Genomic DNA, 26,558 nt, shown 5'->3' on the forward strand with positions numbered 1-26,558 from the left:
ATGACTTTTTATCTATACATGAAGATCTATATCATATTCCATTCTTTTTGCTGTTCTTTCTGCAATTTCTACACCTAATAAGTTTTTAATGATATGAAATGACATATTGATACCTGAAGAAATCCCTCCAGAAGTGATAATATGTCCCTCATCTACATATTTAACATTCTCAATCACTTCAACATTTGGAAATTAATTCCTAAATAATTCAATACTTGCCCAGTGTGTCGTTGCCTTTTTGTGATCAAGTAAACCCGCCTTCGCAAGAAGTAAAGCCCCAGTACAAACGGAAGTCATTAATTTTACTTCTTTCATTTGCTCCCAAATCCAATTTATAATATTTTCATTTTTAATCTCATATTCTCGTACACCTAACCCACCAGGAACAATTAATATGTCCACTGTCGGCATATCTAAAATACTATAATCAGGTAGCACGATTAATCCATTTCTCGCTTTTATCGCAACCTTTTATTAGAATTATATATTCGCCTAAAATAATCTGATTAATTTTGTACAAGATGTAAAATATGTTGATGCCCTTTTTCTATAGCAACATCAAAAGCTGTTTTCCCATCATCTTTCTTCACTTTTATATCTGCTCCCTTTTCTATTAACAATTTTACAAGCTTTTCATCCCCTAGCAATACAGCTTCATGAAGGCTTGTCCATCCACCACTTTGCGTTACATTTATATTCGCACCACGATCAATTAAAAACTCAACTAAACTAATTTTTTTATTCGCAACAGCTGCTTGAAGAGGTGTATTTTCATTGCGATTCTTTGCTTTCACATGAAGATTTGCACCCTTTTCCAGCAATAAACTCGCAATTTCTATGTGGCCAAAATAAGCAGCTAAGTGCAATGGCGTCCACCCATCTTCACTAAAAGAATCAACGAGTAACTGATCTTTATTTACCAGTTCATTCACTTTTTCGTAATCGCCGTTTATTACCGCATTTGTAATCGTAGCAATTTGATTCATCATTTCTCCTCCCATCTATGTATTTCACGCATTATGAATATTCCTTTTTCCAACTACATATATTTCTACAAACATATGAATATTCCTTTTTAGACACAATTATTGTTAACATAATATTATTATCGATAATTAATACTTACTATTCTAATATTTTTTCATTCCATTTTTAACAAAAGTTATTTAAAGGTCGTTTTAATTCCCTGAACAAGTTTTATGCGTATCAAGTACTATCCTATTATAATGCCGATAAAAGAGTAGTACACATCAATTTGAAAAGCCGTTTTTTTATCAAACCAATTTTTTACATTTAATTGCATAGCATTCTAGTTTTTCTCGAATTGCATTCGTAATAAAATCATCAGTAAGTTCGTAATATCCAGATACTCTTTCACTTGATTCGTATCTAAATATTGATTATCTGTTTCATTGTCCATATATTTAAACCATTTCTATCCAAAAATTAAACATTATTGAATACATATTCAATTTATTTTTAAATAAAAGAATTAGATTCATAAAAATTAAAATTATAAAGTTTTTTTATTTTTTGATCGAATATTATTTTTATAATTCAACGTAATAATAATTTTTATAATAAAAGAAAACCATAAAAAATGTATGGTTTTCTTTTATTATTGTATTTTACTACATGATCTTTCAGGTAAATGAAAGATATCATTTATTTTTTTATAGAGAATTTAATCATAAATTAAAAAAGATTTGATTTAAAATTGGGTCTAATTTAATAGAAAATAATAGTGAGGGTTTTCTTCATCCCCCACCTATAACTTATTTGCTTCCCATCGAACTTTGAGGTAGGGATATTACTGCCCGTTAATGCGGGATAAAAACTTAGCACCCCGTCAAATTACAGCAGCAGTTGTTCATATAAATGATCGTACAACGAAAGAAAATTACTTAAAGTAAAGGTTGATGAAAGATCAGGATGCTGGGGGTTGAATTGAAGAAGATGATTTTTAAAAGATGTACATATGTTACCATCAGTCACATTAATTAGTTTCCAAGAATTAAATTATGTTTTTTATTATATCTACTCTTCCTAATAAGATATCTTTATCCTTTATCCATAAAGTAAAAATAAAATGAATAAAAACAATAATTTATTATGTAATTTTTAAACAATAATTTATTGTTTTTATTTAAAATATTTATACTACCTAGATAATTGGTCATTCCCTCTTCCTATTATCTTTTTATATTACTTTGTCCGGATGTATAAAATTTATGATCCTCATTTATCATTATGTACATCGGCATAATATTCATATATCCTTTGTAGGTTTTACCTTCACCCTACAAAGGATATATGAATCATGACTAACACATACTTTTATATTTTTTAATTGATGATTTATTAGATTGTGAAGTTGCTACGGTTTATTTTTGCATTATTTTTTATCCAATATTTTTTAATTTAATCATAATTAAGAATATTTTTATTTAAAAACAAAATCAGACTTTTCAAATGAATAGAAAAATAACATTTTAGTTTTCATTCGATTTATTGTCAAAATTTAATCATTTTAAGTCAGAAAATCTTACATGAAACTATATTAATCTATAACAATTTTGCCTTCTCCCTTTTCCTGTCTCTTTTACTATATAAGATTTCATAACGAGCTTTGTTAAAGAATCTGTTAGTGTTTTATATGATAGATTCGATAATGCGAGTAAATCGTTCGTATACAATATTTTATGTTTTTCTAGCAATAATAATACAAGTCGTTCAGAGGGTTTTAATGCTTCATCGCTTTCCAATATAAAATCTATATTTTTCATATAATAATATAATACTCCTTGTAGTTAAAGTTAATTGTCATTTTATCTATTATTAATATAGAAATATTATATAATAAATTCTTGATTATACCAATATAATTATATGATAGTAAATATCATAGTTTTATGATAGTTTTAGTTCCCATATTTCTTCAATTACCTCTTGATCTGATAATACTTTCATTGTTGTATCTACAATTTGAAATCCATACTTTTCATAAAGAGACCTTGCTGCTTTAAGGTCACGCTTGGTACATGATTTTATAATTTTGTTTTTCAGCAAATTCAATAGCAGAATTTTGAGGTGGAGGATTTACTGCCCGTTAATGCGGGATAAACATTTATAATGTGATTCAATTACATACTCTCGATCATTTTCAGTGAATAAACGGACCATATATATCTTTCTTTCCTATTTTTTAACATTTTTACATCAAAATATTTATATGTATCTATGAATATCTTTTATTGCTAAATAAAAAACCTCCAAAAATGGAGGCTTTTGTTTATTTTACAATTGGTAATATAAGTTCACTTAATTTTACTGTGAGTTTTGTTCCCGCTTTTGGACGAATTGTATAATCATAGTCACTAGAAATTAGCACAACTCCAATTTGATGCCCTGCCTGGAATACATAATCATCCGGCTGCATGTCCCATTTGAAAATATAATCTTTTCCTGGTGTAAGTGCTGTTGATTGTTCATTTCCATTTAAATTTTGTGGATCCATCCACCCTCTTGTTACAATTTCTGGCTTTACTCCACCATAATCAACAAGTAAAGCTGTTAAGTTTGAAACAGGACGATCAAGATTTGCTTGTATTGAAATTTCAGGTGTACCACTTATACGCATTTCTTTTTGTAATATAGGTGTGACATATAATAAACGGTTTGGTGATTCTAATTCTGGATTTTCTACTAACTGATTTGATTTGATTTTAGCATCATCTAATATTGATTGAACATTTTGCGGCCTATTTAAGCCTAGTTCCATTTTCCCCGGTAATTGTGCAGTAGCATTTTTTAAATTCAAACGTATTTGTGTTGGAACTGCGGCAGGATCTGGCCAATTTTTCAACTTTTGCCATGTTTTATTTTCACGCTGTACATCTACCATTGGCTCATCCATAATTCCATTTTCAATCCCATACAACCAATAATCAAACCATTTATTTTGTGTTTGTTGCCAATTATTGCTGGATGTTCCTCCATGTCCACCTTGATGTAACCACATTTTACGAGGAATATTATTTTTTTCAAGAGCATCCCACCACTGTGAAAATTGCTTTGTTTTTACATTCCAATCATTTAAACCATGTACAACAAACACACTTGCTTTTACGTTTTTAGCATCTTTCACATAATTACGCTTGTCCCAAAAATCATTATAATCTCCAGTTTTTCGGTCTTGACCATCTGTAAGTTCTTTTATTATTTTCTGACATACTTCAGGATTTTCTCTTGTTAATACGGCTTCGGCCATATTATCCGCATCTTCTCCTTGATAGCCTCCAGGGGCAATTACTGCACCATTCGCACGATAATAATCATACCAACTACTAATAGCCGCAATTGGAATAATTGTTTTTAATCCTTCTACACCCGTTGCAGCGACAGCATTCGGTAATGTTCCATTATAAGAAGCACCTGTCATTCCTACATTTCCTGTAGACCACTCAGCTTGTACTTGTTTACCATCTTCTGCATATGCGTTTGCTCTTCCATTCAGCCAATCAATGACTGATTTTGTTCCAAGAATTTCTCGCTCATCACCAGTTGTCGGACAGCCGTCTGATTTTCCAGTACCTATACTTTCACCTAAAATTACCGCATACCCACGAGGAACATAATAATTTCCATAAGAACCGAGATTAACTGGTTCTGCGAAAGGTTTTCCTCCGACAGCATGTAACTCTTCATCAACATTGTATACAGGTACATCTTTTAATCCTGCTCTGTATGGACTCATTTCATAAATAACAGGTACTTTCACACCCGGTTCTGTTTTTGGACGCATTACCTTTACAGATACACGATCTTTTTGACCATCCCGATCACTATCAACCTCTGTTTCTACATATAGATTCTCTACAATTGCCTCATCAAGTGAATAAATCGGTTTTGTCATTCCGTTCTCTAGTTGAATTTTTGTTGATTTAGCTATCGTTTCAAACACTTTCTCATTCAACGGAAGATTCACTTCAGTTGAACTATTCTCTTTCTTCTCTGCATGTACTTTCATGCTAGACACTCCTGGTATTAGTGTTAGTGACAAAGCTGTGGATATTGCAATTGCAATCTGTTTTTTCTTCAAATTCCTTCCTCCCTTTTGGATAATTTAACTTCCTCTTCCAATATACAACAAAATAATAGAAAATTCAGTCATTTATCCACAAAAAGAGTTTGATCTATATAAAAGTCTCTGTTAATGCAAGTTATTGATATTTTGAGATATAAAAATCACCACCTAAAAAGGTGATGATTTTGTTCGTATTTTAATGAAGTAACACATCAGCTAGCACTCATGCCGCGCTTCGCAGTACCACATATTATAGAGGAATTTCCTTTCTTTCATGGGAGTTCAATGAATACATGTACAACTAATTACTGCATGAAATGTTGTGTAATTACTCCTTTCCCCTCTTCAACTTCAACTTCTGCCAATGCTCCGTTTATAAATGTGATTTGCGGAGGTACATGACCACAGTCTATATCATAAATAATTGGAATTTGAAGCTCATCAGTGAGTTCTTTATATACATCTTCAGCAATATAATCATTGATTGGATGGCTTGCAGCACTACGTCCAAATAGTATACCTGAACAATTATCAAACCAACCTGCTAGTTTCATTTGAACCAATGAACGTCGTAAATCGGTAGTAGTCAGCTCACAGTTTTCCAAATACCAAATTAAAGGGTCTTTATCAAAATGTTTATTTCTAAAAGCTTGCACGCTACCAAATGGAGTGCCAATAAGATGTCTAATGACATCAATACAACCACCAAGCAATCGACCTTTGACTTTTACATTGTCAGTTGAAGTTGTTTTCCAGTTTGTATCTTCTGTTAAATGATAAACACAAGGGGATGGGTTATTATGCTGCCATTTCTTTTGATATTTACCTGAAGAGTATTGGGTGATTGAAGTCCCTGTTTCTGTTGATAATACACTTTGCCACATTGCTGTTGTATCATCGGAGTATTCGCCTCTTAAATCTACTAGATTTGTCCCATGAGCAGTGGCTATTCCTGTGTTTAAAGTAATTGCTAATAATAAAACACTTATATCCGAGTATCCTAATACCCATTTCTTATTTATCTTTTTAAAATCAATTTCTTCTAGTATTTCAATTAGTAATTCACCACCCCAAGGAGGAATGATGATATCAATATTTTCGTCTTGCATCATTTCAACAAATTCATTTGCTCTCTTTTTAGCACTAGAAGACTTAGCTTTCTCTTGTGTCCAAACCGTTTCTCCGCAAACAACTTTATACCCTTTTCTTTCCATACTTTCACAGGATTGTTTAAACATATTATGTAACTCTGCATTTACACCAGAGGAAGGCGCTGTCACACCAATCGTTGCTCCTTTTTCTAAAAATGGATATTTTATCATATGTATTTCCCCCATTCTTTCCTATGTGCTAGAATAAGTTTTAATATAGTTAAGTTATTTATCTCTCCATTTGATAATTAACTTTCCAACTCAAATAACCAAATAAGATTGGCGAATTTGATTATTTGGATGATAATTAACAGACAAACAACTTTTAATCATCATCTCTTTTATATTTGTTAAACTACCATCAAAATCCTTCATTTCAAGCAATTGAAATCACATCAAATAATTATCTAAATATTTCGTTTCTATCCGATTAAAAAGATCTATCCATTGACCTAATTTGGAATGTTATCCTCTTGGTACATCTAATATAAAATACTCATGGGACATTTGTTTGATAAAAGGAATTTTTTCAAAACAAAAAAAGCCTACTTACGTAAGCCCTTTTCCATATACATATAAAATTCTATTTCATCTTTCATAACGAAAACCCCGTATTTGAAACCATGTCTTTCTAAAATACCTTTCACAATAGCTAGCCCTAGCCCTGTTCCTGATTTTTCTTTACTTCGCGAGGATTCTAATACGTAAAACGGTTCCCAAATTTTTTCGATATCATCAATAGATGAAGACTCTATGCCGTTTTTAATTTTAAAAAACACTAGTTCCTTTTGCTCTTCTAATGTAATTTGTATTCTTTGATTCGTTGTATATTTAATTGCATTTGAAATGAGATTATCTAAAACCATTTTCATTTTATCCTGATCAGCAATAATGGAGATGTCTTTCGTACGACTATCCATTTGCAGTTGTATGCCTTTAGACTGTAATTCAATTTCATGTTTTTGAATGCTGGTATAAACGAGCGTTTCAATATTAATTATCTCTTTCTGTAAAAGGTCTCTTTCTAATTTTGCAAACCGTAACAATTCTTCTATTAAGTGTGAGATTTGATCTGTTTGCTTAATAATAGTATCTAAATATGTACCATCATCTAGACCATCTTTAATTCCCATTGAATATGCTTTTACTAAAGCAATGGGTGTCTTTAACTCATGTGTAATATCTCCCATGAATCTTTTTAAATGTTCATTTCGCAATGTTAAATCTTGATGAGCCTCATGTAATGTGTCACTCATCATATTAATACTATGAGCTAATTCTTCAATTTCATCATTCGTCTTTATCTTCGTTCTTTTAAATTCAAGGTTTGAAATATCTTTAGCGACATCACTTAACTCTTTTAACGGCGTTGTAATGATTTTTGATAGTATCCATACGAGTACAATAACAAGCAAAATTGAAAATCCAAAAATATATAAGTTAAATGTGTTAAGCATTTCTATGATTTCATTAGAATGTGCAATGGATACACCTACTAAAATTAACATATCATCTTTTGAAATGAAGCTTGCAAAAAAACTTGCCTTTAATTTTTCTTGATCATATAATTTGTTTACTTTTCCCTCTTCTTTTACTTTAAATAAATCATCTTGCGTAATCCAAAACTTATTTAATGTAACTTGTTTTTTTATAAGCTGTGAACGCAGTGATTCATTAATTTCATCTTCAGTACTCTTTATCGGGGTAGAAACAATTGTTATATTATGCTCTTTTTCAATTTGATCAATATTATCAATTAACTGTTCTTTTGAAACAGCTTGTACTTGTTTCGTTATGACGCTTAATTTCTCTCTTGTTTGATACACATTGTATTTTGGTAAAAAATAATTCGTTAACAATAATGAAATCGTAAAGATGAGCACGATCGTAAAGGATATACTGATGAATAGCTTTTTACCAAGTTTATTCACGTTCTTCCTCCAGACTATATCCTAAACCGCGGTGTGTTTTAATAATATGCTCCCCAATTTTTTTACGCAGACGTCTAACGTGTGTATCTACCGTTCGTTCTTCTCCAAAATAATCAAATCCCCATACGATATCTAATAACTTTTTTCGAGTTAAAATCATTCCTTTATGATTTAGAAAACACTTTATTAATTCAAGTTCTGTTTTTGTAATTTCCAATTCCTTATCATTTTTATATACTTTACTTTTTGTTACATCAATTTTAAGATCTTGGACTTGAATCACTTCATCCTTATTTAGTAGTTTTTTCGCTCGTGTAAGTAAAATACCAGGATGAAATGGCTTTTTCACATACTCATCAACTCCACTATGTAAGGCTTTAAGTTCGTCTTCGTTTTCACTCTTTGCAGTAAGCATTAATACTTTTACACTCGAATTTTTTTTCATTTCCTGACACACACCTAAACCATTTACTTTTGGCATCATCCAATCTAAAATGGCTAAATCAATTTTTTCATTATAAAATACCTGTAGCGCTTCTTCTCCATCTTTCGCTAAAAACACTTGGAAACCTTCCTTTTCAAAATATGCTTTTAAAATCTTCAACATATCTTGTTCATCATCAGCAATTAATACTTTCATTTTCTTCCTCCATCAACAATCCATAATATAAGGTTTCACTATAATAATTATCTTACCAAAACAAAGTAAGAAACTCATTCTCTTTTTTATGTTGTTATGATACATCTTTTTTGTTACACCAATGTGACAAACTAAACTTTTTATTTGAACATAGGAAAATCTATGTAAATGCTAGATACTAAAGTATTTATATCATACAAGGGTATATTAATCATGAGGTGTTGTATCATGTTAAAAAAAGCATTCTTCGCTTTAATATGTATTTGTTTTCTATCAACAAATGCAATGGCACAAACAAATAAACAGATTGAAGTATTTGACTGTCAAAAAGAAATGGTAATACAAAAACAATCTCTAGATATGACTATACAAAAAGAAGCTATACAATATGCAAAATCAATCACTGGTGTATACAGAAATCTTAATGTTGTTCCAAAAAACGGACATATGATAAAAATCCCTTTATCCAAACCTGTTATGATAACAAATCAATGGATACATACGAATATAGATGAAGTTCTCGTTTTGCTTCCGCTTAAAGAAAAACCGTATATCATGATTTATGATGATGAAAATAATCCTCATTTTTATTATGTGCAAGGTCATCCTGAGAGTTTGCTAAAACAATTGAAAATCAAATCATACTGAATACATATTTTAAAATTTGACTCTGTTAAAGCTTATTGTTGATTTTAGAAAATAAGAAAGAGGGCTTCTATTAAGCCCCCTCTTTCTTATAGAACAAAAGCACCCTAAATGAAATAACGTATCTTTGTATTTAATGTAATTGTGGTACTAGTGACTTGACTATTTCTCCAATTATTCCCTTAGTTTGGTGAATGCCTAAATCTGAATTTGTCATAATAACAGCACCGGTTCCTAAATAGGGAAACGCAATCATCATACATTGATATCCAACTCCCCAACCTAGTGATGAAATTTCAAGTTCTTGATCTGATTTGTCAAGAAAGATCCCTAGGCCTGTCCACTTTGAACACCCTTGAGGTGTAAACATTTCCTTTATCATACTTTCAGAAAGACCAAGTTTGCCACTACCATTTAATGAATTAATCAATTCAATTACCAAAATAGTTAAATCTGACGATGTTGTCCAAAGTCCAGCAGCGGCCGGATATGGATATATTGGATACTTTCCACCCAATAATTTTCCATCTTTATTGTGCCCACAAGCAACATTATCTCTTCTTACTTCTGGTATAGAACATTCTAGCGTGCTATTTTTCATATTTAATGATTCAAATATCAACTCATCCATTAATAGCTTAAAAGGTTTTCCAGAAATGTCTTCTATAAGTTGTTGTATTATACAAAAACCCGCGTCTGAATATTGAAATTCGCTTTCAGGTTCATACTTAACTTCAATAGGTTCTGGACAATATGATTTTCTACCCTCAAGAAGGTCAAGCATTGTAGGGTTGCCTTGAATGGAATCATATTCAAAAAAACTTCCTTCAGGGTCAATTACCCCAGATTGATGACTAAGTAGTGTCCGTAAAGTAACTTTTTTATATTGAGTAAATACATTTTCAGGAACCTTCCAAGATATAAGCCGTTCATTTACATTCTCATCTAAGTCAAGGATACCTTGTTCAGTTAATTTTAATACTAGCATTGCCGTGGCAAACTTACTTATGGAACAGGCATTGAAAATGGAGTCACTGTTTACTTTATTGTTGGTTCCCGCCTCTAGTACACCAAAGCTTTCTTGCAAATCAAGGATACCATTATTAATTAAGGCTATGCTTAAACCCGGTACACGATAATGCTTCATTCGTTCATAAATATCTATGTTCTTTAGTTCCAAATGAGTTTGATTGATCATACAGACCTCCATAATAAGTTTTCGATTCTTCGTATATAGTTTACTTACAAATTTAATTATATATAAAATATTCAGAATAATAAATATTAAAAATTTATAAATGCATATATCATTTACCATTAAAAAAAGGATTGATCAAAATGATCAATCCTTTACTCTACCTCATTTAAGAATACTAATGTTAAAACGCCTGGTCCTGTATGAGCTCCAATTACGGCCCCAATTGTATTTATTACAAATACTTCACAACCAAATTTTTCAACGATTAATTCTTTTAGTGCGTTTGCACTTTCTATGTCGTCACCATGTGTAATTCCGATGGTTTGACTCTTTAAGTCTTTTCCACGTTCATCCATTATTTCCACGATTCGATTCAAGACTTTCTTTCTGCCTCTCACTTTTTCAAGTGGAACAAGCTTTCCTTCATCAACATTTAAGATCGGTTTAATATTTAATAAGCCACCAATAAATCCAGCTACTTTGCTTAAACGGCCACCTCGAACTAAATACTGTAAATCAGCTACTGTGAAAATATGCTCCATATGTTTTGTTAGAAAAGCAACACGGTTCAAAATTTCTTCTTTCGTTGCACCATTTTGTGCCATTTTTGCTGCTTCTAACACAACAAGTCCTTGACCAAGTGAAGCACATTTTGTATTAATAATTTCTATATCAAAATCTGTATATGTTTCTTTTACTTCTTCTTTTATAACGACCGAAGATTGATATGTACCCGATAGTTCAGATGAGAAAGCTAAATAAATACAAGGAATATTTTGCTTAGCATATGTAACAAATGTTTCTTGAAACGCTTCTAATGATGGTAGTGATGTTTTATATACTTCGCCTTCTCTCATTTTCTGTAATAAGCGAACCGACTCTAATGTTACTCCGTCTAAATACTCAGTTTCTGCTTCATCATATACACGAAGTGGAATCGAATCTATATCGTAAGTACGCAACAATTCTTTTGGTAAATCAGCCGCACTATCCGTAATAATTTTAACGCTCATTCTTAAACCTCTATTCTTTTATAAGTATACTAAAATAAGACCATTCTCTTTTAAATTATATACGTAAAACGATGATGAAGAAAGAGATAGTATTATCAAAGTATTCTATATTTTATGCGTGGAATGTCAAAGAATTCACTTTATTTATAATGACTATCGAAATGGACTTTTTAGTGAGGGTATATCAGCAATACCTTATATCTATTCTGTATAGGTGTTAGAAAGTTATTTTACAAACTTGTTAGCATTTTTTCATTTCAACAACCACCAATATTAATTACGTACCCTATTCAATTCTTCTGCTACTTTATCCACCCTTTACATTTTCAATTCTTTAAAAATGCACGAATTATATACCTTGGTTTAGCCCTAAAGTTACAATTCCTGCTGCACAATAAAATAACTAGACTCATATCCTATTCCGTATATTCAAACCACGTATGAAGCAGAAGGGCAGGAAAATTAAATGACTTCTTATATGGATTACACCTCTCCCTCTATCCAATTCACTTATGATGTAAGCAAGAGTAATTTCTTTAGAAAAGATGAGCACAATTATATCAATGTGTTGGGTGTTAATCAATTGAATACATTAGAAAATACTTCTTTACTAGACATCTTTTTAAGTGCGGATAATGTTATAGAACCTCATGTACACCAGAATGCTGCTGAGCTTGTTTACTGTATTTCTGGTGCGGCTGTCGTTTCATTGCTCAACCCATCTTCTAATTTACTAATCAAATTCTTAATTCCCCTATAAAACCAGGTCAAGTTACCAACATTCCACAAGGCTGGTGGCATTATGAAATTGCCTCTGTTGACAATACACATTTATTGGCCATTTTTAATGCACCTACCCCAGAAGTTATTTTCGGATCTGATATTTTAAGATTAACTCCATCAAATGTAATGGCTCATACTTATTGTCTCGATGAACAACAATGGAAACAAGCGGTATCACCTATTCAATCTACTACCGTAATTGGTCCTCCAAAAAACTGTAATCAAAATCAAAATCAAAATCAAAACCGAAATGAGATGCACAATATACCATATCAAAACCAAACACATACACAACAGCCCTCTTCTTATTACCAACAACAATTCCCAATTCATCCATATTGGGGCTATTAATAGCGGGAGACACTTTTAAAATCCATGAATGATATACACCTTCACAAACAAATCATACTCAACTACCAGTTACTCCAATTTCTTTTCTCTGTATTCTGTACTCCTAAAGAAATGGATCACTGGTAGCTTCCCGTTATATTTTTGCTTAGGAATTTGTGTGCGCTCTTCATGTTTTTCTCTTTCCATCCTTACATACATCTTCATAGCGCTCACAAAGCTTCTACTTTTCCAGTTAGAGTAGTATCGCAAACAATTTTTTCATATAATTTCTCCGTACGATTTCATGTTTCTTATAAAAAACGTTATAATAAACTGTAGCCTCTACGATTACGTTATAAAGGAGAATGAAACATGGCTAAAATTAAAGTATATCAACCAAAAGAAGAAAATATGGATGCAGTAAAAAACATCATAGATGTAGAAGAACAAAACCCAACTACTGATGATTTACAAAATCTATACGCATGTGTATTAGACACTGAAGATATGGCTTTACCTGATTCTTACATCGAGGAAGATATTTTAATCGATTCTATTGAAGTTATGGTAAATGTGTCTCAAAACAAACTAAGAGACTTAACTACTTACGATGTAATTGAAGTACAAAACAAAGGTAAAAAAACACAAATCTTACTATTAGCAGACGAAGAATACGAAATTATCGAAGGATAGTTTTCAAAACTTACATAACAAGAAAAGCTCCTTTCCAATTAGGAAAGGAGCTTTTTCATATTCTATGCCTTTGATTTATGCAAAGATGTGGAAGTAAGTAAATACTGCTACTGTAGCACCTACGATTGGCGCTACAACTGGAACCCAGGCATATCCCCAATTTGATTTACCTTTACCTTTGATTGGCATAATCATGTGAACAAGTCTTGGCATTAAATCCCTTGCAGGGTTTAAAGCACAACCAGTGATACCGCCTAATGAAAGAACAATACCCCATACTAGAAAACCGATTGCTACGTGTGCAAGTAATTTATTATCTCCCATAAGTGGAGAGTGTGTGATACCTAATGCACCGAATGCTAGAATGAATGTACCAACAAACTCAACTGTGAAAGCACGTGCCTTAGAAGTTCCTTTAGCAGGTACTGTACCAAAACATCCTAAAACTTCGCCTTTCTCTTCTGTTTGTTCCATAAACGGTTTATACATTACCCATACTACTAATGCACCAACGAATGCACCAAGTAATTGTGCTGTAACGTATGGAATAACCTCTGACCAAGGGAATTGACCGTTAATTGCTAATGCGATAGTGAAAGCAGGATTGATATGGTTTCCACTAATACCACCAAAGATTATTGCAGGAATCATTACTGCAAATCCCCAAGCTGTTGCAACAACCATAAAACCACTTTGATGACCTTTAGTTCCTTTTGAATGTACATTGGATATAACACCAAGACCTAAAGTTACCATTAACGCTGTAGCGAAAAACTCTGCGATGTATAGTACCATTACTTTTTCCCCTTTTTATACATATTGTCATGTAATTCACGTACTGCACGTTCTAGTATTTGAGTTTAACTAACTTTAAAATCTGTTTCCTCAGAATAGTCGTCTACTAGTTCATCAAACATTTCTCTTAAATCGTCGGTAAATCTTAATGATGTAGACTTTTTTTACCATATGATTTTACATCCTTCATTTTTTATCCCAAAATGTATTATATTGTAGTACGTTGTCATACAGTTTACCGATCGTTCCCATTCATAAATAGTGCTAATACTAGTTCTAATACAGTTGCAAATAACATTTGTTCATTCCCCTTCTGTGATATTCTTTTTATAAGACTCAAATATTTCTAAGGCTTCATTTAAACGATTAAGTGAATAGTTTATTTAGTATAGCCATACCGTCTTTACCTCTATAGTGAATGGTAAACTTGTCGTCATTGAATCCAATCACCTTCAGCGGTTTCTTTAATTAGTCGAAGTAATTCTTTATTTACTTTCAGTTTCTTAATAATTTCTGTATCCGTACTACCTCCAAGTTATATAGATGTATACACTAAATATGTTCACTTTTTCACATACTTTCGTAAGAGAAATGGTGACACAAGCCACCTATAGCCGTTACTTCTGTACCCTTTTTGCATAACTCAATCGTATAATTCTTTCTAACGTTTGCGACTGGTTTAATTTAATATGAGTATCTTCACTGTAGTAATACACCACTAATTCATCAAGCATCCGCTTAACTTCGTTAGTTGTTTTAAATGATATGCTAACCTTTTTATGCATCTTACCACCTCTTTCATTTACAGTTAGCGGTGGTTGTTACTTAGTTTGTACTTCGTAGAATGTTGCGTGGTAGTTATGTTTAGAAGTTGTTATCTGTTTTACAAAACGTATATTATATTAAATTACATTAGATTACTATGAATAACTAATGAACAAATACCTTCAGTAAATATTGGTAAGACCACTATACTGTTGACGGATTAAATAAAATATAGTATTCGTGTGTACGTATTATATATAGGAAAGTATTTATCAGATGCTTTATTTTCGATTATAAGAGACTTTATATATTAGGTAGGAAGATTTGATTAGGATCTTTACCACTCTGATTTTCTTTCACAGCTTTTATTTTAAAGTCGGCATGGTAGGTAATAGAACGCTCGAATTGTTCCCATCGCTGTTACGACAATTTTATTATCCACTGTGTTTTATAACTACTAGGGCTAATATGTAAGAGTACCAACGAGGTTACAAGCGTAGCTTCTCTAATACATATCAAAAGGCTTCAACAACCGTATGGACGAGAAAGGGTTGTGACAAACTAAACAAAAACAAAAAGGTGGAAATAATAATAATGACAACTAAACAAGAATTTTTCAATACAGTAAAGAAATCACACCAATTTGCGGGGGAACTTACAGTAATGGAAAACCGATATTACGACTTCATTATGTGGGAGGGTGACAAGGAAGAAGAAACCAATGCACTTCAAGCAATCGCTAACATCAAATTTAAGTTACAGATTCAAAAAAATACACTAGCTAAAATGAGAAAATCATTTACTCATGAACAGTTAAAAGAAATGAGAAAAGAATATTACAGCGAGTAGTTTTAATAAGTAAACAAAAAAGGGAAGCGATTCGATTTGGACTACTTCCCTTTAAATATAACGATAGTCGTTATTGTCTTCCTCTGCATTAAAATATAGTTCATTGACGGATATATCTTAGGAAATTGTCACCTTTATCACCTTTGGTGAAATTTTGAATCTCTTTTAACGCATGGTTTGTTAGAAAAACTTCCAACATATCTAAATCAAAATGTCTGCTGTGTAGACCACTATAAAATTCTTTCTTAGCTTTCTTTTTAGCTTCTGCAATAACTATTGCAATTTGTTCATCAGTACCGAAATTCTTCATTTCTTATCCTCCTTCATCGGTTTATACTAGATAACCGAAAGGAACTTGATTTTTGCACAACGAAATAAAAAAAGACTATCTTTTTCAAAAAAAGAGTAGTCCCATTGTGATTCGAACCGGTAAAGGAGTGTAAGGAAGATAATCCACCGTTGGGCGACTGCTGATGTATCTCTTATTGAAACCTTTTCTTTAAAGTTAGTTCACCTTCATTAATTTCATGAATTGTCCCTACCGCATATTTTCTTGACTCTTTCAATTCACTTACTTGATGCTTTTTCATTGTTATTTTCCTTCTTTTAATTTTGTAAATACTTTTCCGTTATTTAATTCACACCAGTTTAAATTTTCAATTTCAAACTCACTATATTTTTCTAGAAACTCTTTCTTTGTTTCAAACAATTCCATTGATCCATTTTCTAATTTTACTAACATATCATAAGCGTTTAATTCGAATATTCTACTAATCGCAATCAATTCACCTATAATTAATTTATCTGAAAAGTTCATTTTATTTCACGTCCTTAATTTCAGTTTGGAATAGAATGTTATTGTTCGAATCCATAATGAAAACTTTCTTTAGTTCGAACCCTTTGCTTTTTGCGGCTTCCATTGTATTAAAGTAGAATTGGTGAGAAGAATTCATTACAACGTTTTCCCAACTATTGATAGAGGCGTTATCTTTTACAGTAATAACAACGCCCTCTGTTGTAACTTCCATTTTTGCATGAGTTGTGTTATTGAATTCCACGTCTTTTTGTCGTGCTTCTTTTGTTTCTACATTAATCTTTTCAGCTTATTTAAATTCTTGCATTGCTTTTTGTTCAGATGCTTTTAAATCTTCTTTTACATTAGTTCCGCAACCTGTCATTAAACCAATTGTAACTAGTCCTGTCATGAACCCTGCTAATAATTTTTTTCATTTTAGTTGTCCTCCTTTCCTAATAGAAACGATGCAACCAATTCAATGATTATATTAAATAACATTTTGTTTACCTTCCTTTTCATATTTGTTTTTATTTTAATACAGTCATCTATACAAATTATGTTTAAAATATCACATACTTGTTTAAAGAAACAGTGAACAAATACCTTCAGTAAATATTGGTAAGACCACTATACTATTGACGGATTAAATAAAATATAGTACATGTGTGTACGTATTATATTTAGGAAAGTATTTATCAGACGCTTTATTTTCGATTATAAGAGACTTTATGTATTAGGTAGGAATATTTGATTAGGACCTTTACCACTCTGATTTTCTTTCACAACTTTTATTTTAAAGTCGGCATGGTAGGCAATAGAACGTTCGGATACCTTCACCACATTTTCATTCTTCTCTAGTTGTTTCAGTTGAATTTCATTAAAAATAATTTTACTCATTTCCCGTACCTCACTTTTATCATTATTTACATTACAACGAGGAAATAAGTACAAAAACACACAAAAACCCCGAATCATGGACTTTTTTTAAGTGTCCACAATTCGGGGTACAGTCCAATTAGGAAAGAAGCTTTTTCATATTCTACGCCTTTGATGTTTCACCTTGCGCTTCTTTCTGTTCCTTCTTGTATACCATTCTTTCATTTCCCATAAAGAAGATAAATATGAATGCCAATCCAGCTGGAACTAATGCCCACATGAAAGTATGGACGATTGAGCTAGAGAAGGCGATGTTAAAGGAAGTAACTAGGCGTGCGACTCCATAAAGGCGTTATCACACAAGCCGAGGCTGATTCATGGGGATAATAAGAGTAGTAAGCGAACAAGCTCCGACCTTAACGGGTACGGGGCTTGTTCTATGTAATTGAACCACCTACCTTCCCTCTCCTCTGTTGTACCATGAAGATGAAGTAAAGGCGGCTGAGATTAGCGCTACAGTCGATTTAGCGTTCGGACTAGTGAACTAGTCCTTGCTAATCGATCAGAAATCGGCTACAGGGAGTTGTTACCAGTGTGAATTACATCACACATCAATAAATATACAGAGATTACAATAACTGGAGTAGGAAATAACATGCACGTCCCACTGGGTTATGACATTAAACTGTCCTCGCTGATTAATAAAAGAACAACTAACTGGAGGAATTACAACATGGCAACATTCTTTAGTGTATTAGCATTCTTTACATTCATCGGTGGTCTTGGTTTTGGGATTATAGCAGCAGTTAGAGGTTTAATTAAGCAAGACCTTAAGAAGGCGGCTAAGCGAGCGGGTATTGGACTTGCAATAGCAGTAGTATCAACGATCGTAGGCGTTTCAACTGTATCTAACGAAGAGCCTAAGAAAGAAGTTAAGCAAGAGGAATCAACAGAAGCTTATTCTAAGAAGATCGAAGCTGCTGAGAAGGAAAGTGTTAAGAAGAACGAAGTTAAACCAGCTCCTGAGGTTAAGACAGTATTTGCTTTCGGTGAAGAAGCTGCTTTTGATAGTGGATTAACAGTTAAAGTTACAGGTGTTACAACGACTACTGAACGTAATCAGTTCGAACCTTCTACTCCTTTAGTAGCAGTAGTATCCGCAGAAGTTACTAATAATACAGGTGGCGATCTTACCTTAACATCTCATGACTTTTCTATTATTGATGGTCAAGGTTTCCAAGGAACTCCTTATGCACAAGGTGATATTGGTAAGAAGATTGCAGCAGGGGCTAAGATGAAAGTTCAGTTCCATTATGCAGTTGAGAACGCAGCTCCGTTTACTGTAAAAGGTGGAGTAGCTACTTGGAAGTAACGGGGGAGCTTCGGCTTCTCTTTTTGTGTTATACTGCCCCTTAGAAAGGAAGTGACAACGTGGCTAATCGTTCGGATAAGATTCCCCTATCGTTCAGAGTAGAGCAAGACGTAAAGAGTAAGCTTGTAGCCGTCACGGGGGCGATGTCAGAGCTCAAAGGGATACCAGTTATCACAAGACTCAAGCAATCGAGTATTTAATTAAAGAGGCTCATAAGAAGTATTGTAATGAAGACTAGTTGCCTAAGCGGTTGCTAGTCTTTTTGTGTTATATCATGTCACCGAGATTAACGCTACAAGGCGATTAGAAATAACCCACTTAACCGCCTAGAAATCGCTTGTAGGGAGTTAGGTATTAAGGCGCTGAGGCTCTTCATTGTAGTCAAAAATAACAGTTATTTCCTTTCCCTAGAGAATCGGCTTGTATTTTTATAATTTTAGTAATGCATGCGTTGGCGGTCTTTTATTTCGATCATCCCTTGAGCGGTTTCATGGCTATGGTCATTTCATTCCCATGACGGGCGCTCTCCTTATACTTACTAGGAGCTTCTCTGACGGGTCTAGAGGCTCGTTCATATCCATACAAAAAGACGGTGTCATTACCGCCTCTTTAGGGTCTTAATCCTCTTTATCGTATGTCCAACCTCGTAAGCCGCACTCCCATCGCTCAGCATCCTCAAAGTCGGACTTAACTATTTTAATAATACGGGCATACCTCTTATAATCGTCACTGTCGCTCTCTAACAGCTTCATGTAACGCCCTCTCCACCTCTCAATATACTTCTATAGCATACCGTATCTCACGAGGCTCAGCGTTCTTATCAATTAATTTAAGACGCTTAAGACGCTTCTCCATTGCTACTAGCTAGTCTAACCAAAAGTTTAGTTGTGATGCTCCGTTGTATAATGCCTCTTTACTTAACATAGTTGCTCCTTTTATATCTCCATTTACTAAGAGTATATAATATTCAAGGATGGCGGTCTATCAGGCGCTGTAGTCTTAGCGGTCTTATGTTATAGTTAGGTTGCTGTTATAAGATACATTCCATTTATCCATTGATGCCATCAATATTCCAAGTAATAAACCAGCGACAACAAAGCCTAGTTTACTATCCTTGGCAACCATATTGTTTACTCTCCCTTTTACCTTTAAATTTGTCTATGTTCTTTTACAACCGATGTTCCTTTGTGTTTAAAACTAGCGTGATATTCAACAACACCAATTTCACAGCCAGGCCCAATTATGACATTGTTTCCTCTAACAGTATCTGCTTTCGTATATTCTAAGTAAATATCATCGCCTTCTATACTTGTTGTATGAAGCTCACCAGCATGATTTGTAAAAGGAATGAATGCAGATTTTTTTCGTACCGTAATCTTCTTTCCCCCAATTTCTTTTACTTTACTTCCTTCATAACGCAATGAAATGTTAATATTCTCTGCATTTAAAAGTCCTTCACTTTCAAGACCACCAGTTAATAGAAATTCTTCTACCTCAATATCTTCTTTTACTGTAAGGCCGCCTTTGATATCTATATAATTTCCAGATAGTTTTCCATTAACTTCAAACATTCCTCGAATTTTTGTTTTGTTTATGTGACAATCATTCTGTACTTGTGTATTACCATATACTTTCACATACTCAGCATTTAAACTGCCTTGTACTTCACTATCTCCATACACAATATACGAGTTTGCTGTTATATCACCACGAACATCACTTGTTCCGTATGTTTTAAATTCATTACAACCAACGTGGTTTGAAATTGTTCCTTCGCCTCGAATCTTCACCTTATTGTAAGTTCCGCCTGATGAACTACCAGAGCCATTCAAAGTAAGACTATGCCGCTTTTCCATATCCATTCCTCTCTCCATAAAAAATTAAACTTGCTGAATTTCTTTTACTTTTGCATTTTTATCGACATGAAGAACTCCTGTATATTCAATGAGTCCGATCTCACAATTTGGCCCAACTGTAACATTGTTACCTCTTACTGTATTGATTTGCACATGATCAATATCAATATTGTCACCTTCTAATAGTTCAGCCTCTAAATGTGATCCAAACATTGTTTTAAAGAGCCTACTAAATGCAGACAATCTCTGCCTTACTTTAATCGTTTGTCCCCCAATTTCTTTCGCTCTACATGTACCATGAATATCGATATCAATTTCATCCGCGCTCAGTAAGCCACCAATTGTAAACTGCCCTTGTGACGAAAAGACATCCACTTCGCAGTTACCATCTATAGTCGCTTGCCCGCGAATCTTCAATTCTTCTCCAGTCAGTGTGCCACCAATTGTCCCTTTACCAGAAATCTTCATATTACTAACACTTACATCCCTTGTAATCGTTGCTTTACCATCAATTCGCATGTTTTCAGTAGTTACTTGCCCGTCAACTTTTCCAGAGCCACTAATTCTTGTACGTTCACTTTTTAAATCACCATTTACGTTACCTGATCCATTGCATTCAAAATCATCGCAATCGATATGTCCATTAACAGTTCCTCTTCCATTTAACTGTACTTTATGGAACTCTCCACCATTGGAAGAACCGTAACCATTTATAATTAATTTTTCTGTTCGCATTATTTCTCCCCCACTATAACAGTTTTGTTTTTAATGCTTCTGTATAGTTCATGATTGTTATACGTACAACAACCTTCGTACCTTTTTCAAAAAATAAATCATCAACATTTGAAACTAAGAAACAAGTCGAAATACCTAGTTTACGAATTACCACTAACTCACTATTCTTTTGTTTCATTTTTTCGTAGTTCTCATGTAAAACCTGTAGCACCATCTTTCCTTCTTCTAAACTAATTTCTCCCGATTGAAGCAGTTCCTCTAAAATGTACAAATAGAGAATATCAACAAATTGAAATTCCACGGCTTTATTCGTTTGTTCTATAAAAAACTGCATAACTGGTTCTGAGGCAATTCCTTTTCGTAACATATCTTCTTTCGTTAAACAAATTTCTGTTACACTCGGCGAAAACATATTCGCTAATTCATCAAGTGATAAATCCTCTTTCATCGTTTGAATTTTATCAATACGCTCTAATATCTTTTCTTTTGGAAAAAATGTTTCTTGCCCTGTAAAAGTTGATTTTCTCACAAACCAATCTTCCGGTATTAAATTCTTTCTTTTCCACCTATACAGCTGTCCATATGAAATACTAGTCAGTTCCAGTAAATCTTTTTTTGAAATTAAATCCGTACTCAATTGCATAACACTCCTTCCTGATAACAATGTAACATAACACTGTTACGTTGTAAATGTGCTTTTTATAAAAATGTGTGAAACAGTGTCCTACACCTTCGCTAATCCACGCAAAAAAGGCCTCTCGATTTCCAACCGAATAAGGCCTTATTCTTTGTGTATTAGGGCTTAAACCATATATTATAAAAATCAATCCAGCCCTGAGAATTAATCATTATATTTTGTACTTTTTCGTGTGTACTTATCTGTTTTTTATTACGATATAAAGGAATGATATGAATGTTACGTAACAATGTGTCCTCCACAGCACGTAACAGTGCAATCCGTTTTTCCATACTAGGTTCGGCAAAGAATGTAGTTAATTGTTCATTAAAATCAATAAGACTATGTTGATATATAAAACTATTTTTTGAAAGAAACATGTACAGAAAACTTAGTTCTATCTGCTCACTTATTGTAGCACTATCATGAATGATATCTGCTTGTTTTATCGTTTCAATCTGTAATAATTCCTGCGCATCAAGAAACTTTATTTCAATTGTAACCCCATATTTTGCACATTCTCTTTGAATCCAGTGTGAATCTTCAACATGATCCTGTTCCTTAAACGTGTACAAATATAATATTTCACCGTTATATTTGCTCTTTTGTATGAAATAATTAATATTCTCTTCCACCCTCATAGGAGAGCTATTCCCTAACAGTAATTCATTTGCTGCTTCACCGCGTTCTCCCTCTAACTCATCCATCATTTTCTTACTATGAATAATTTGATATAACGCTTGCCGGAATTCAATATCTTGTAAAGGTCCTTGTTTTTTTGTATTTAGCGTAACATACGATACATTGGCTTCTAATTTAGAAAGATCTTTGTGGCGACTCTCTGTTTCCTTGTTTTGCGCTCTCATTAAAACGTCGTATGCATCACTACTTTCAAGCACATTCCATAATTCAATCCGATCAAGGAATGGGCGTTCACGAAAATACGAATCATGTGCTTCTAAGACAAAAATAGAATCATTATTTTCACTCAGTTTAAATGGTCCTGTTCCTATTAGCTTGTTTTCCTCATCTACCGTCACAATAGAACACTGTTCGCCGCATAAAATATGTAATAATAATTCGTTTTCTGTATGTAAATGAATCTCAATTGTATATTCATTTACAATATATATTGTTTCAACGTGTTGCAGCATCCACAAATAAGGATTATCCTTTGTACTCATAAACCGCTGAAAGGTGTAGTAAACATCATGTGCAGTAAAGGGTTTGCCATTATGAAATCGAACCCCTTTTCTCAAATAAAACGTCCATACTTTTCGATCACGATTACATTCCCAATGAAATGCAAGGCGAGGCTCTATTTTATTTGTATTTTCGTTCACATATACAAGCGTATCATATAAATGTTTTACCATATGACATTCTGAACGTAATGTTGCATATACGGGATCCAAATGAATAATCAGATTCATTTCAACTTGTAAACGAAGCACATCTTGTCTCCCTTGAGAAGTTATTTCAACTTGATAACCAAAGATTGAGTCTATCCATGCTTCGAATTGTTTTATCAGTTGTGGAAAATAAGAGCTATATTGTTCAACGAATGTTTTTCCACCCTTTACATCTCCTTGTTTCGTTATCTCTTTCCCCTTTTCTAAAATTAGAGTGATGGGGTCTTGTTGAAATGCTATCTTAGATCGATTTCCTCTACCACGACCTGGATACCAACAAATCCAGCGTAGTTCTTCTAATTTTTTTATAATAAATTTACTATTTCGATCTGTACAAAACAACGTTTCAGATATATTTTGTAATGCTATCTCTATTTTCTCCCCGCGTGTTCTCCCTTTTGCATACTGGAGCCACAGTTGTACGTACTGCTCCATAATGACCATACATATCCCCCTCTAAAAGATAAAAAATTCCTTCCTTTCATTCTACCCTTTTTCAAATGTTGCTTCCATTTTAAAATTCCAATATAGAAAGGAGGAAATGCATGAATCGTCTTATGAAACGGTATAACAAGCTCATTTTGATTCGATTATTCGGTGAATTATTAACGAGTACAACGGGTGCCATGTTAGCTATCATCTTTATTGTATACGTCAATAAAGCTTTAGAAGGAAACGTTATTCTCACGATGCTTCTTTTCGGATTACAGCCACTTACTGATATTATTTTCACACTATTCGCTGGTGGCGTGACCGATCGATATGGTAGAAAAAGTATCATGCTACTTGGGATATCACTACAAGCACTTGCAATGAGTGGGTTTTTCTTCGCTGAATCGGTTGCCCTTTTTGCATTATTATATGTGATAAATGGAATTGGGCGTTCTCTTTACATCCCTGCACAGCGCGCTCAAATTGCTGATATAACCGAACATGAAAAACAAGCAGAGGTCTTTGCTCTTATTCAAACAGTAGGTGCTATTGGTACAGTGATTGGCCCATTAATCGGTTACTTTTTTTATGAAAATCATCCTGAATTCCTATTTATGCTTCAAGCAGTTACTCTCGTTCTCTATGCTATTCTCGTCTGGACACAGCTTCCGGAAACAGCTCCAACCATTCAAACAAGTGAACATGGTGCACAGTCAATTACATGGAAGCAGTTCATTTCAAATCATTACGCTGTATTTGGTCTTATGATATTTACCCTTCCTATCAGTTTTTTCTATGCCCAAGTCGAAACGAATTATCGGATATTCGCAGAAAATATTTTTTCGAATTTTCTATTCGTTCTCACATTCATATCCACATGTAAAGCCGTGATGGAAATTGTTCTGCAAGTGTGGCTCGTCAAATGGACAGAAAGATTTTCTATGAACAAAATTATTATTTTCTCGTATATTTGCTATACGTTTGCAGCAATTGGATACGGTTATTCTCATACGTTATGGTTATTATTTTTTACACTGCTTCTCTTAACAATTGGTGAAAGTATTGCCTTAAACCATTTACTGCGATTTGTTGCAGAAATGGCTCCTAATCATATGCGAGGACGTTACTTTTCGATTTACGGAATCCATTGGGATATTTCTCGAACATGCGGGCCAGCTGTAGGAGCGGTTATATTAAATCATTTTAACGGTGGCTTTTTATTTACCATTTGTGCATTATTGTTATTATTCGGGGGTATCGCTCAGACTATCTTCGTTCATTCGATAGAACGGCACAAAACAAAAAAGCTGTCCCTATAAAGGACAGCCTTACTCTATGTATTTTACGCTTCAATCTGTTTTCCATCTTCAACGATATGATACAGTAAGTGAGCTAAATGATGAATTGGACCATATTCTTCCTCTTCTTCATCTGTTTCACCTTGGTATTCAAGATCATTTAAGTATAGTGCTAAAAATTGATAGTATAGTTTTAAATCAAAGCCATAGCAAGCACTTGGTTCTTCTTGTTCGCCCTCATATTGCAGCATTAAGTATTGTTCGTTTCCTTCTGCATCTTCTGCATCAAAAAATACAAAGAAACCTACATTTGTATCTAGATCAAATAAATGACGAGTTCCTTTTTCTGTCGCTTTGTTGAAGTCTTCTTCACTTAACTTATGTACTGTTGTTGCTTTTGCATTGTCTTCTTGATGAAAGTTTACTGTAAATGTTTTCAATGCTAACACCTCCTGATTGTATACGAGTAGCATAACAGATTAAAGTAGATAATACAAAAAGGACCACTTACAATTGTAAGCAGTCCCCTACATACTATTTTCTCATTGCACGTAGCAAAAAGCTGACAATAAAGATTAAAATAATGGCACCAATTAATGCGGGAACAATCGCATACCCTCCAATAATTGGACCGAATTTACCAAGTAATGACGTCCCGACCCAAGAACCGATAATACCAGCAACAATGTTTCCAATGACACCACCTGGTACATCTCTTCCTGTAATTAAACTTGCCAACCATCCTAAAATACCACCTACGATTAAAGACCATATAAATGACATGAAATTCCCTCCTTAATTTTTGAAAACCATAACTAATGATAAGAACAAATCATTGCTTACCACTAGTTATGTTACTTTTATCATTAAGTTATACTTCATCTGTTATAAATCTCCCTTATCTAAATACACTTTCACATGCAAGTAGCTTGTTTTATTCACTTGTCCCACCTCTCATAATCATTTTCTTATAATTATTAGTATGGTAAATAAGACAAGAGTGTGAAATCGTATATAGCAAAAAAGCCACCTTATTGATTGGCGGCTTCCATCTTTTTATAGGAAAGATATGCTAATACGTTCTTACTTGTTGTATATTTTGGATTGTTTCCTTTTCTTGGTTCTCGAACATGCGTTTTTTCATATCCAGGAACTTCCGGCATGTTCTCCAAAAATTCACCAATCTCATTTTCAGTTCCTTCAATACGTACACGAATCATACTAAA

Annotated in this window: 25 protein-coding genes and 4 pseudogenes; 7 read left to right on the top strand and 22 right to left on the bottom strand. The window is 33.3% G+C overall.

What is annotated here, in order from left to right:
* Positions 1-12: 12 nt before the first annotated feature.
* Both QUF99_RS16800 and QUF99_RS16805 read right to left on the bottom strand, forming a co-directional pair.
* Positions 13-462, bottom strand: a pseudogene (locus tag QUF99_RS16800) (DJ-1/PfpI family protein); the annotation flags it as partial.
* Positions 463-506: 44 nt separating this feature from the next.
* Positions 507-986: an ankyrin repeat domain-containing protein gene (locus tag QUF99_RS16805; protein WP_289371435.1), complete on the bottom strand. Its 480-nt coding sequence runs from the start codon at positions 984-986 to the stop codon at positions 507-509.
* Positions 987-1,829: 843 nt separating this feature from the next.
* Between QUF99_RS16805 and QUF99_RS16810 the strand changes: the two are divergent.
* Positions 1,830-1,913: pseudogene (locus QUF99_RS16810) on the top strand (site-specific integrase); the annotation flags it as partial.
* Between the two features lie 642 nt (positions 1,914-2,555).
* Here QUF99_RS16810 and QUF99_RS16815 read toward each other — a convergent pair.
* The 5 genes from QUF99_RS16815 to QUF99_RS16835 form a co-directional block, all read right to left on the bottom strand.
* Complete coding sequence (locus QUF99_RS16815) at positions 2,556-2,786, bottom strand: hypothetical protein (RefSeq protein ID WP_289371437.1); 231 nt, start codon at positions 2,784-2,786, stop codon at positions 2,556-2,558.
* A 506-nt stretch (positions 2,787-3,292) separates the two neighbouring features.
* A complete protein-coding gene (locus tag QUF99_RS16820) occupies positions 3,293-5,101 on the bottom strand; it encodes a Xaa-Pro dipeptidyl-peptidase (RefSeq protein ID WP_289371438.1) in 1,809 nt (602 codons plus the stop codon).
* Positions 5,102-5,391: 290 nt separating this feature from the next.
* The gene (locus tag QUF99_RS16825) at positions 5,392-6,408 is read right to left on the bottom strand and encodes a S66 family peptidase (RefSeq protein ID WP_289371440.1); all 1,017 of its coding nucleotides are present in this window, start codon (positions 6,406-6,408) and stop codon (positions 5,392-5,394) included.
* A gap of 374 nt (positions 6,409-6,782) precedes the next feature.
* Positions 6,783-8,168 carry a sensor histidine kinase gene (locus tag QUF99_RS16830; protein WP_289371442.1) on the bottom strand — a complete coding sequence of 462 codons (1,386 nt, stop codon included), beginning with the start codon at positions 8,166-8,168 and terminating at the stop codon, positions 6,783-6,785.
* On the bottom strand, positions 8,161-8,808 hold the full coding sequence (locus QUF99_RS16835) for a response regulator transcription factor (RefSeq protein ID WP_289371443.1): 648 nt from the start codon (positions 8,806-8,808) through the stop codon (positions 8,161-8,163). Before QUF99_RS16835 ends, QUF99_RS16830 begins: the two co-directional genes overlap by 8 nt.
* A gap of 228 nt (positions 8,809-9,036) precedes the next feature.
* Between QUF99_RS16835 and QUF99_RS16840 the strand changes: the two genes are divergently transcribed.
* Entirely contained in the window at positions 9,037-9,456 is a 420-nt protein-coding gene (locus QUF99_RS16840; RefSeq protein ID WP_289371444.1) for a hypothetical protein, read from the top strand.
* A 130-nt stretch (positions 9,457-9,586) separates the two neighbouring features.
* Here the strand turns inward: QUF99_RS16840 and QUF99_RS16845 are convergent, their stop codons facing one another.
* Together QUF99_RS16845 and QUF99_RS16850 are read right to left on the bottom strand one after the other, a co-directional pair.
* Entirely contained in the window at positions 9,587-10,633 is a 1,047-nt protein-coding gene (locus tag QUF99_RS16845; protein ID WP_289374683.1) for a serine hydrolase domain-containing protein, read from the bottom strand.
* A 170-nt stretch (positions 10,634-10,803) separates the two neighbouring features.
* Positions 10,804-11,664 carry a DegV family protein gene (locus QUF99_RS16850; RefSeq protein ID WP_289371446.1) on the bottom strand — a complete coding sequence of 287 codons (861 nt, stop codon included), beginning with the start codon at positions 11,662-11,664 and terminating at the stop codon, positions 10,804-10,806.
* Between the two features lie 466 nt (positions 11,665-12,130).
* Here QUF99_RS16850 and QUF99_RS16855 point away from each other — a divergent pair.
* Positions 12,131-12,798: pseudogene (locus QUF99_RS16855) on the top strand (cupin domain-containing protein).
* A gap of 351 nt (positions 12,799-13,149) precedes the next feature.
* Positions 13,150-13,470 (top strand): hypothetical protein, encoded by a 321-nt coding sequence (locus QUF99_RS16860; protein WP_286120646.1) that lies wholly within the window; start codon positions 13,150-13,152, stop codon positions 13,468-13,470.
* A 75-nt stretch (positions 13,471-13,545) separates the two neighbouring features.
* Here QUF99_RS16860 and QUF99_RS16865 read toward each other — a convergent pair whose 3' ends face one another.
* A complete protein-coding gene (locus QUF99_RS16865) occupies positions 13,546-14,265 on the bottom strand; it encodes an MIP/aquaporin family protein (RefSeq protein ID WP_289371448.1) in 720 nt (239 codons plus the stop codon).
* Positions 14,266-15,624: 1,359 nt separating this feature from the next.
* On the opposite strand from QUF99_RS16865, the gene QUF99_RS16870 reads away from it, so the two are divergent.
* Positions 15,625-15,879 (top strand): hypothetical protein, encoded by a 255-nt coding sequence (locus QUF99_RS16870; RefSeq protein ID WP_289371449.1) that lies wholly within the window; start codon positions 15,625-15,627, stop codon positions 15,877-15,879.
* 100 nt (positions 15,880-15,979) lie between these two features.
* On the opposite strand, the gene QUF99_RS16875 is transcribed toward QUF99_RS16870, so the two are convergent.
* The 4 genes from QUF99_RS16875 to QUF99_RS16890 form a co-directional block, all read right to left on the bottom strand.
* Positions 15,980-16,189, bottom strand: a complete 210-nt coding sequence (locus QUF99_RS16875) for a hypothetical protein (protein WP_289371451.1) — start codon at positions 16,187-16,189, stop codon at positions 15,980-15,982.
* A gap of 282 nt (positions 16,190-16,471) precedes the next feature.
* Complete coding sequence (locus tag QUF99_RS16880; protein ID WP_289371452.1) at positions 16,472-16,696, bottom strand: hypothetical protein; 225 nt, start codon at positions 16,694-16,696, stop codon at positions 16,472-16,474.
* 1 nt (position 16,697) lies between these two features.
* Positions 16,698-16,937 carry a hypothetical protein gene (locus QUF99_RS16885; RefSeq protein ID WP_289371453.1) on the bottom strand — a complete coding sequence of 80 codons (240 nt, stop codon included), beginning with the start codon at positions 16,935-16,937 and terminating at the stop codon, positions 16,698-16,700.
* Between the two features lie 464 nt (positions 16,938-17,401).
* Positions 17,402-17,572, bottom strand: coding sequence for a hypothetical protein (locus QUF99_RS16890; protein ID WP_289371454.1), 171 nt, complete (start codon positions 17,570-17,572; stop codon positions 17,402-17,404).
* Between the two features lie 712 nt (positions 17,573-18,284).
* Between QUF99_RS16890 and QUF99_RS16895 the strand changes: the two genes are divergently transcribed.
* Positions 18,285-18,923: a hypothetical protein gene (locus QUF99_RS16895; protein WP_289371456.1), complete on the top strand. Its 639-nt coding sequence runs from the start codon at positions 18,285-18,287 to the stop codon at positions 18,921-18,923.
* Between the two features lie 1,050 nt (positions 18,924-19,973).
* Here QUF99_RS16895 and QUF99_RS28750 read toward each other — a convergent pair.
* The 5 genes and pseudogenes from QUF99_RS28750 to QUF99_RS16915 form a co-directional block, all read right to left on the bottom strand.
* A pseudogene (locus QUF99_RS28750) lies at positions 19,974-20,048 on the bottom strand (multidrug MFS transporter); the annotation flags it as partial.
* A gap of 23 nt (positions 20,049-20,071) precedes the next feature.
* Entirely contained in the window at positions 20,072-20,779 is a 708-nt protein-coding gene (locus QUF99_RS16900) for a cytoplasmic protein (RefSeq protein ID WP_289371458.1), read from the bottom strand.
* Positions 20,780-20,803: 24 nt separating this feature from the next.
* Positions 20,804-21,514 carry a polymer-forming cytoskeletal protein gene (locus QUF99_RS16905; protein ID WP_289371459.1) on the bottom strand — a complete coding sequence of 237 codons (711 nt, stop codon included), beginning with the start codon at positions 21,512-21,514 and terminating at the stop codon, positions 20,804-20,806.
* 13 nt (positions 21,515-21,527) lie between these two features.
* The gene (locus QUF99_RS16910) at positions 21,528-22,151 is read right to left on the bottom strand and encodes a YhbD family protein (RefSeq protein WP_289374685.1); all 624 of its coding nucleotides are present in this window, start codon (positions 22,149-22,151) and stop codon (positions 21,528-21,530) included.
* Positions 22,152-22,309: 158 nt separating this feature from the next.
* Positions 22,310-24,046, bottom strand: a complete 1,737-nt coding sequence (locus QUF99_RS16915; RefSeq protein ID WP_289371460.1) for an SgrR family transcriptional regulator — start codon at positions 24,044-24,046, stop codon at positions 22,310-22,312.
* Positions 24,047-24,147: 101 nt separating this feature from the next.
* Between QUF99_RS16915 and QUF99_RS16920 the strand changes: the two genes are divergently transcribed.
* Positions 24,148-25,353 carry an MDR family MFS transporter gene (locus tag QUF99_RS16920; RefSeq protein WP_289371461.1) on the top strand — a complete coding sequence of 402 codons (1,206 nt, stop codon included), beginning with the start codon at positions 24,148-24,150 and terminating at the stop codon, positions 25,351-25,353.
* A 23-nt stretch (positions 25,354-25,376) separates the two neighbouring features.
* Here the strand turns inward: QUF99_RS16920 and QUF99_RS16925 are convergent, their stop codons facing one another.
* The 3 genes from QUF99_RS16925 to QUF99_RS16935 all read right to left on the bottom strand — a co-directional run bounded on the left by QUF99_RS16925 (position 25,377) and on the right by QUF99_RS16935 (position 26,552).
* Positions 25,377-25,772 (bottom strand): cytosolic protein, encoded by a 396-nt coding sequence (locus tag QUF99_RS16925; RefSeq protein WP_286120660.1) that lies wholly within the window; start codon positions 25,770-25,772, stop codon positions 25,377-25,379.
* Positions 25,773-25,866: 94 nt separating this feature from the next.
* On the bottom strand, positions 25,867-26,115 hold the full coding sequence (locus QUF99_RS16930; RefSeq protein WP_289371462.1) for a GlsB/YeaQ/YmgE family stress response membrane protein: 249 nt from the start codon (positions 26,113-26,115) through the stop codon (positions 25,867-25,869).
* Positions 26,116-26,363: 248 nt separating this feature from the next.
* Positions 26,364-26,552 (bottom strand): YvzF family protein, encoded by a 189-nt coding sequence (locus QUF99_RS16935; protein ID WP_289371464.1) that lies wholly within the window; start codon positions 26,550-26,552, stop codon positions 26,364-26,366.
* Between the last annotated feature and the right edge of the window lie 6 nt (positions 26,553-26,558).

Origin of the sequence: Bacillus sp. DX4.1, from assembly GCF_030348195.1 — a bacterium.
GTDB lineage: Bacteria > Bacillota > Bacilli > Bacillales > Bacillaceae_G > Bacillus_A.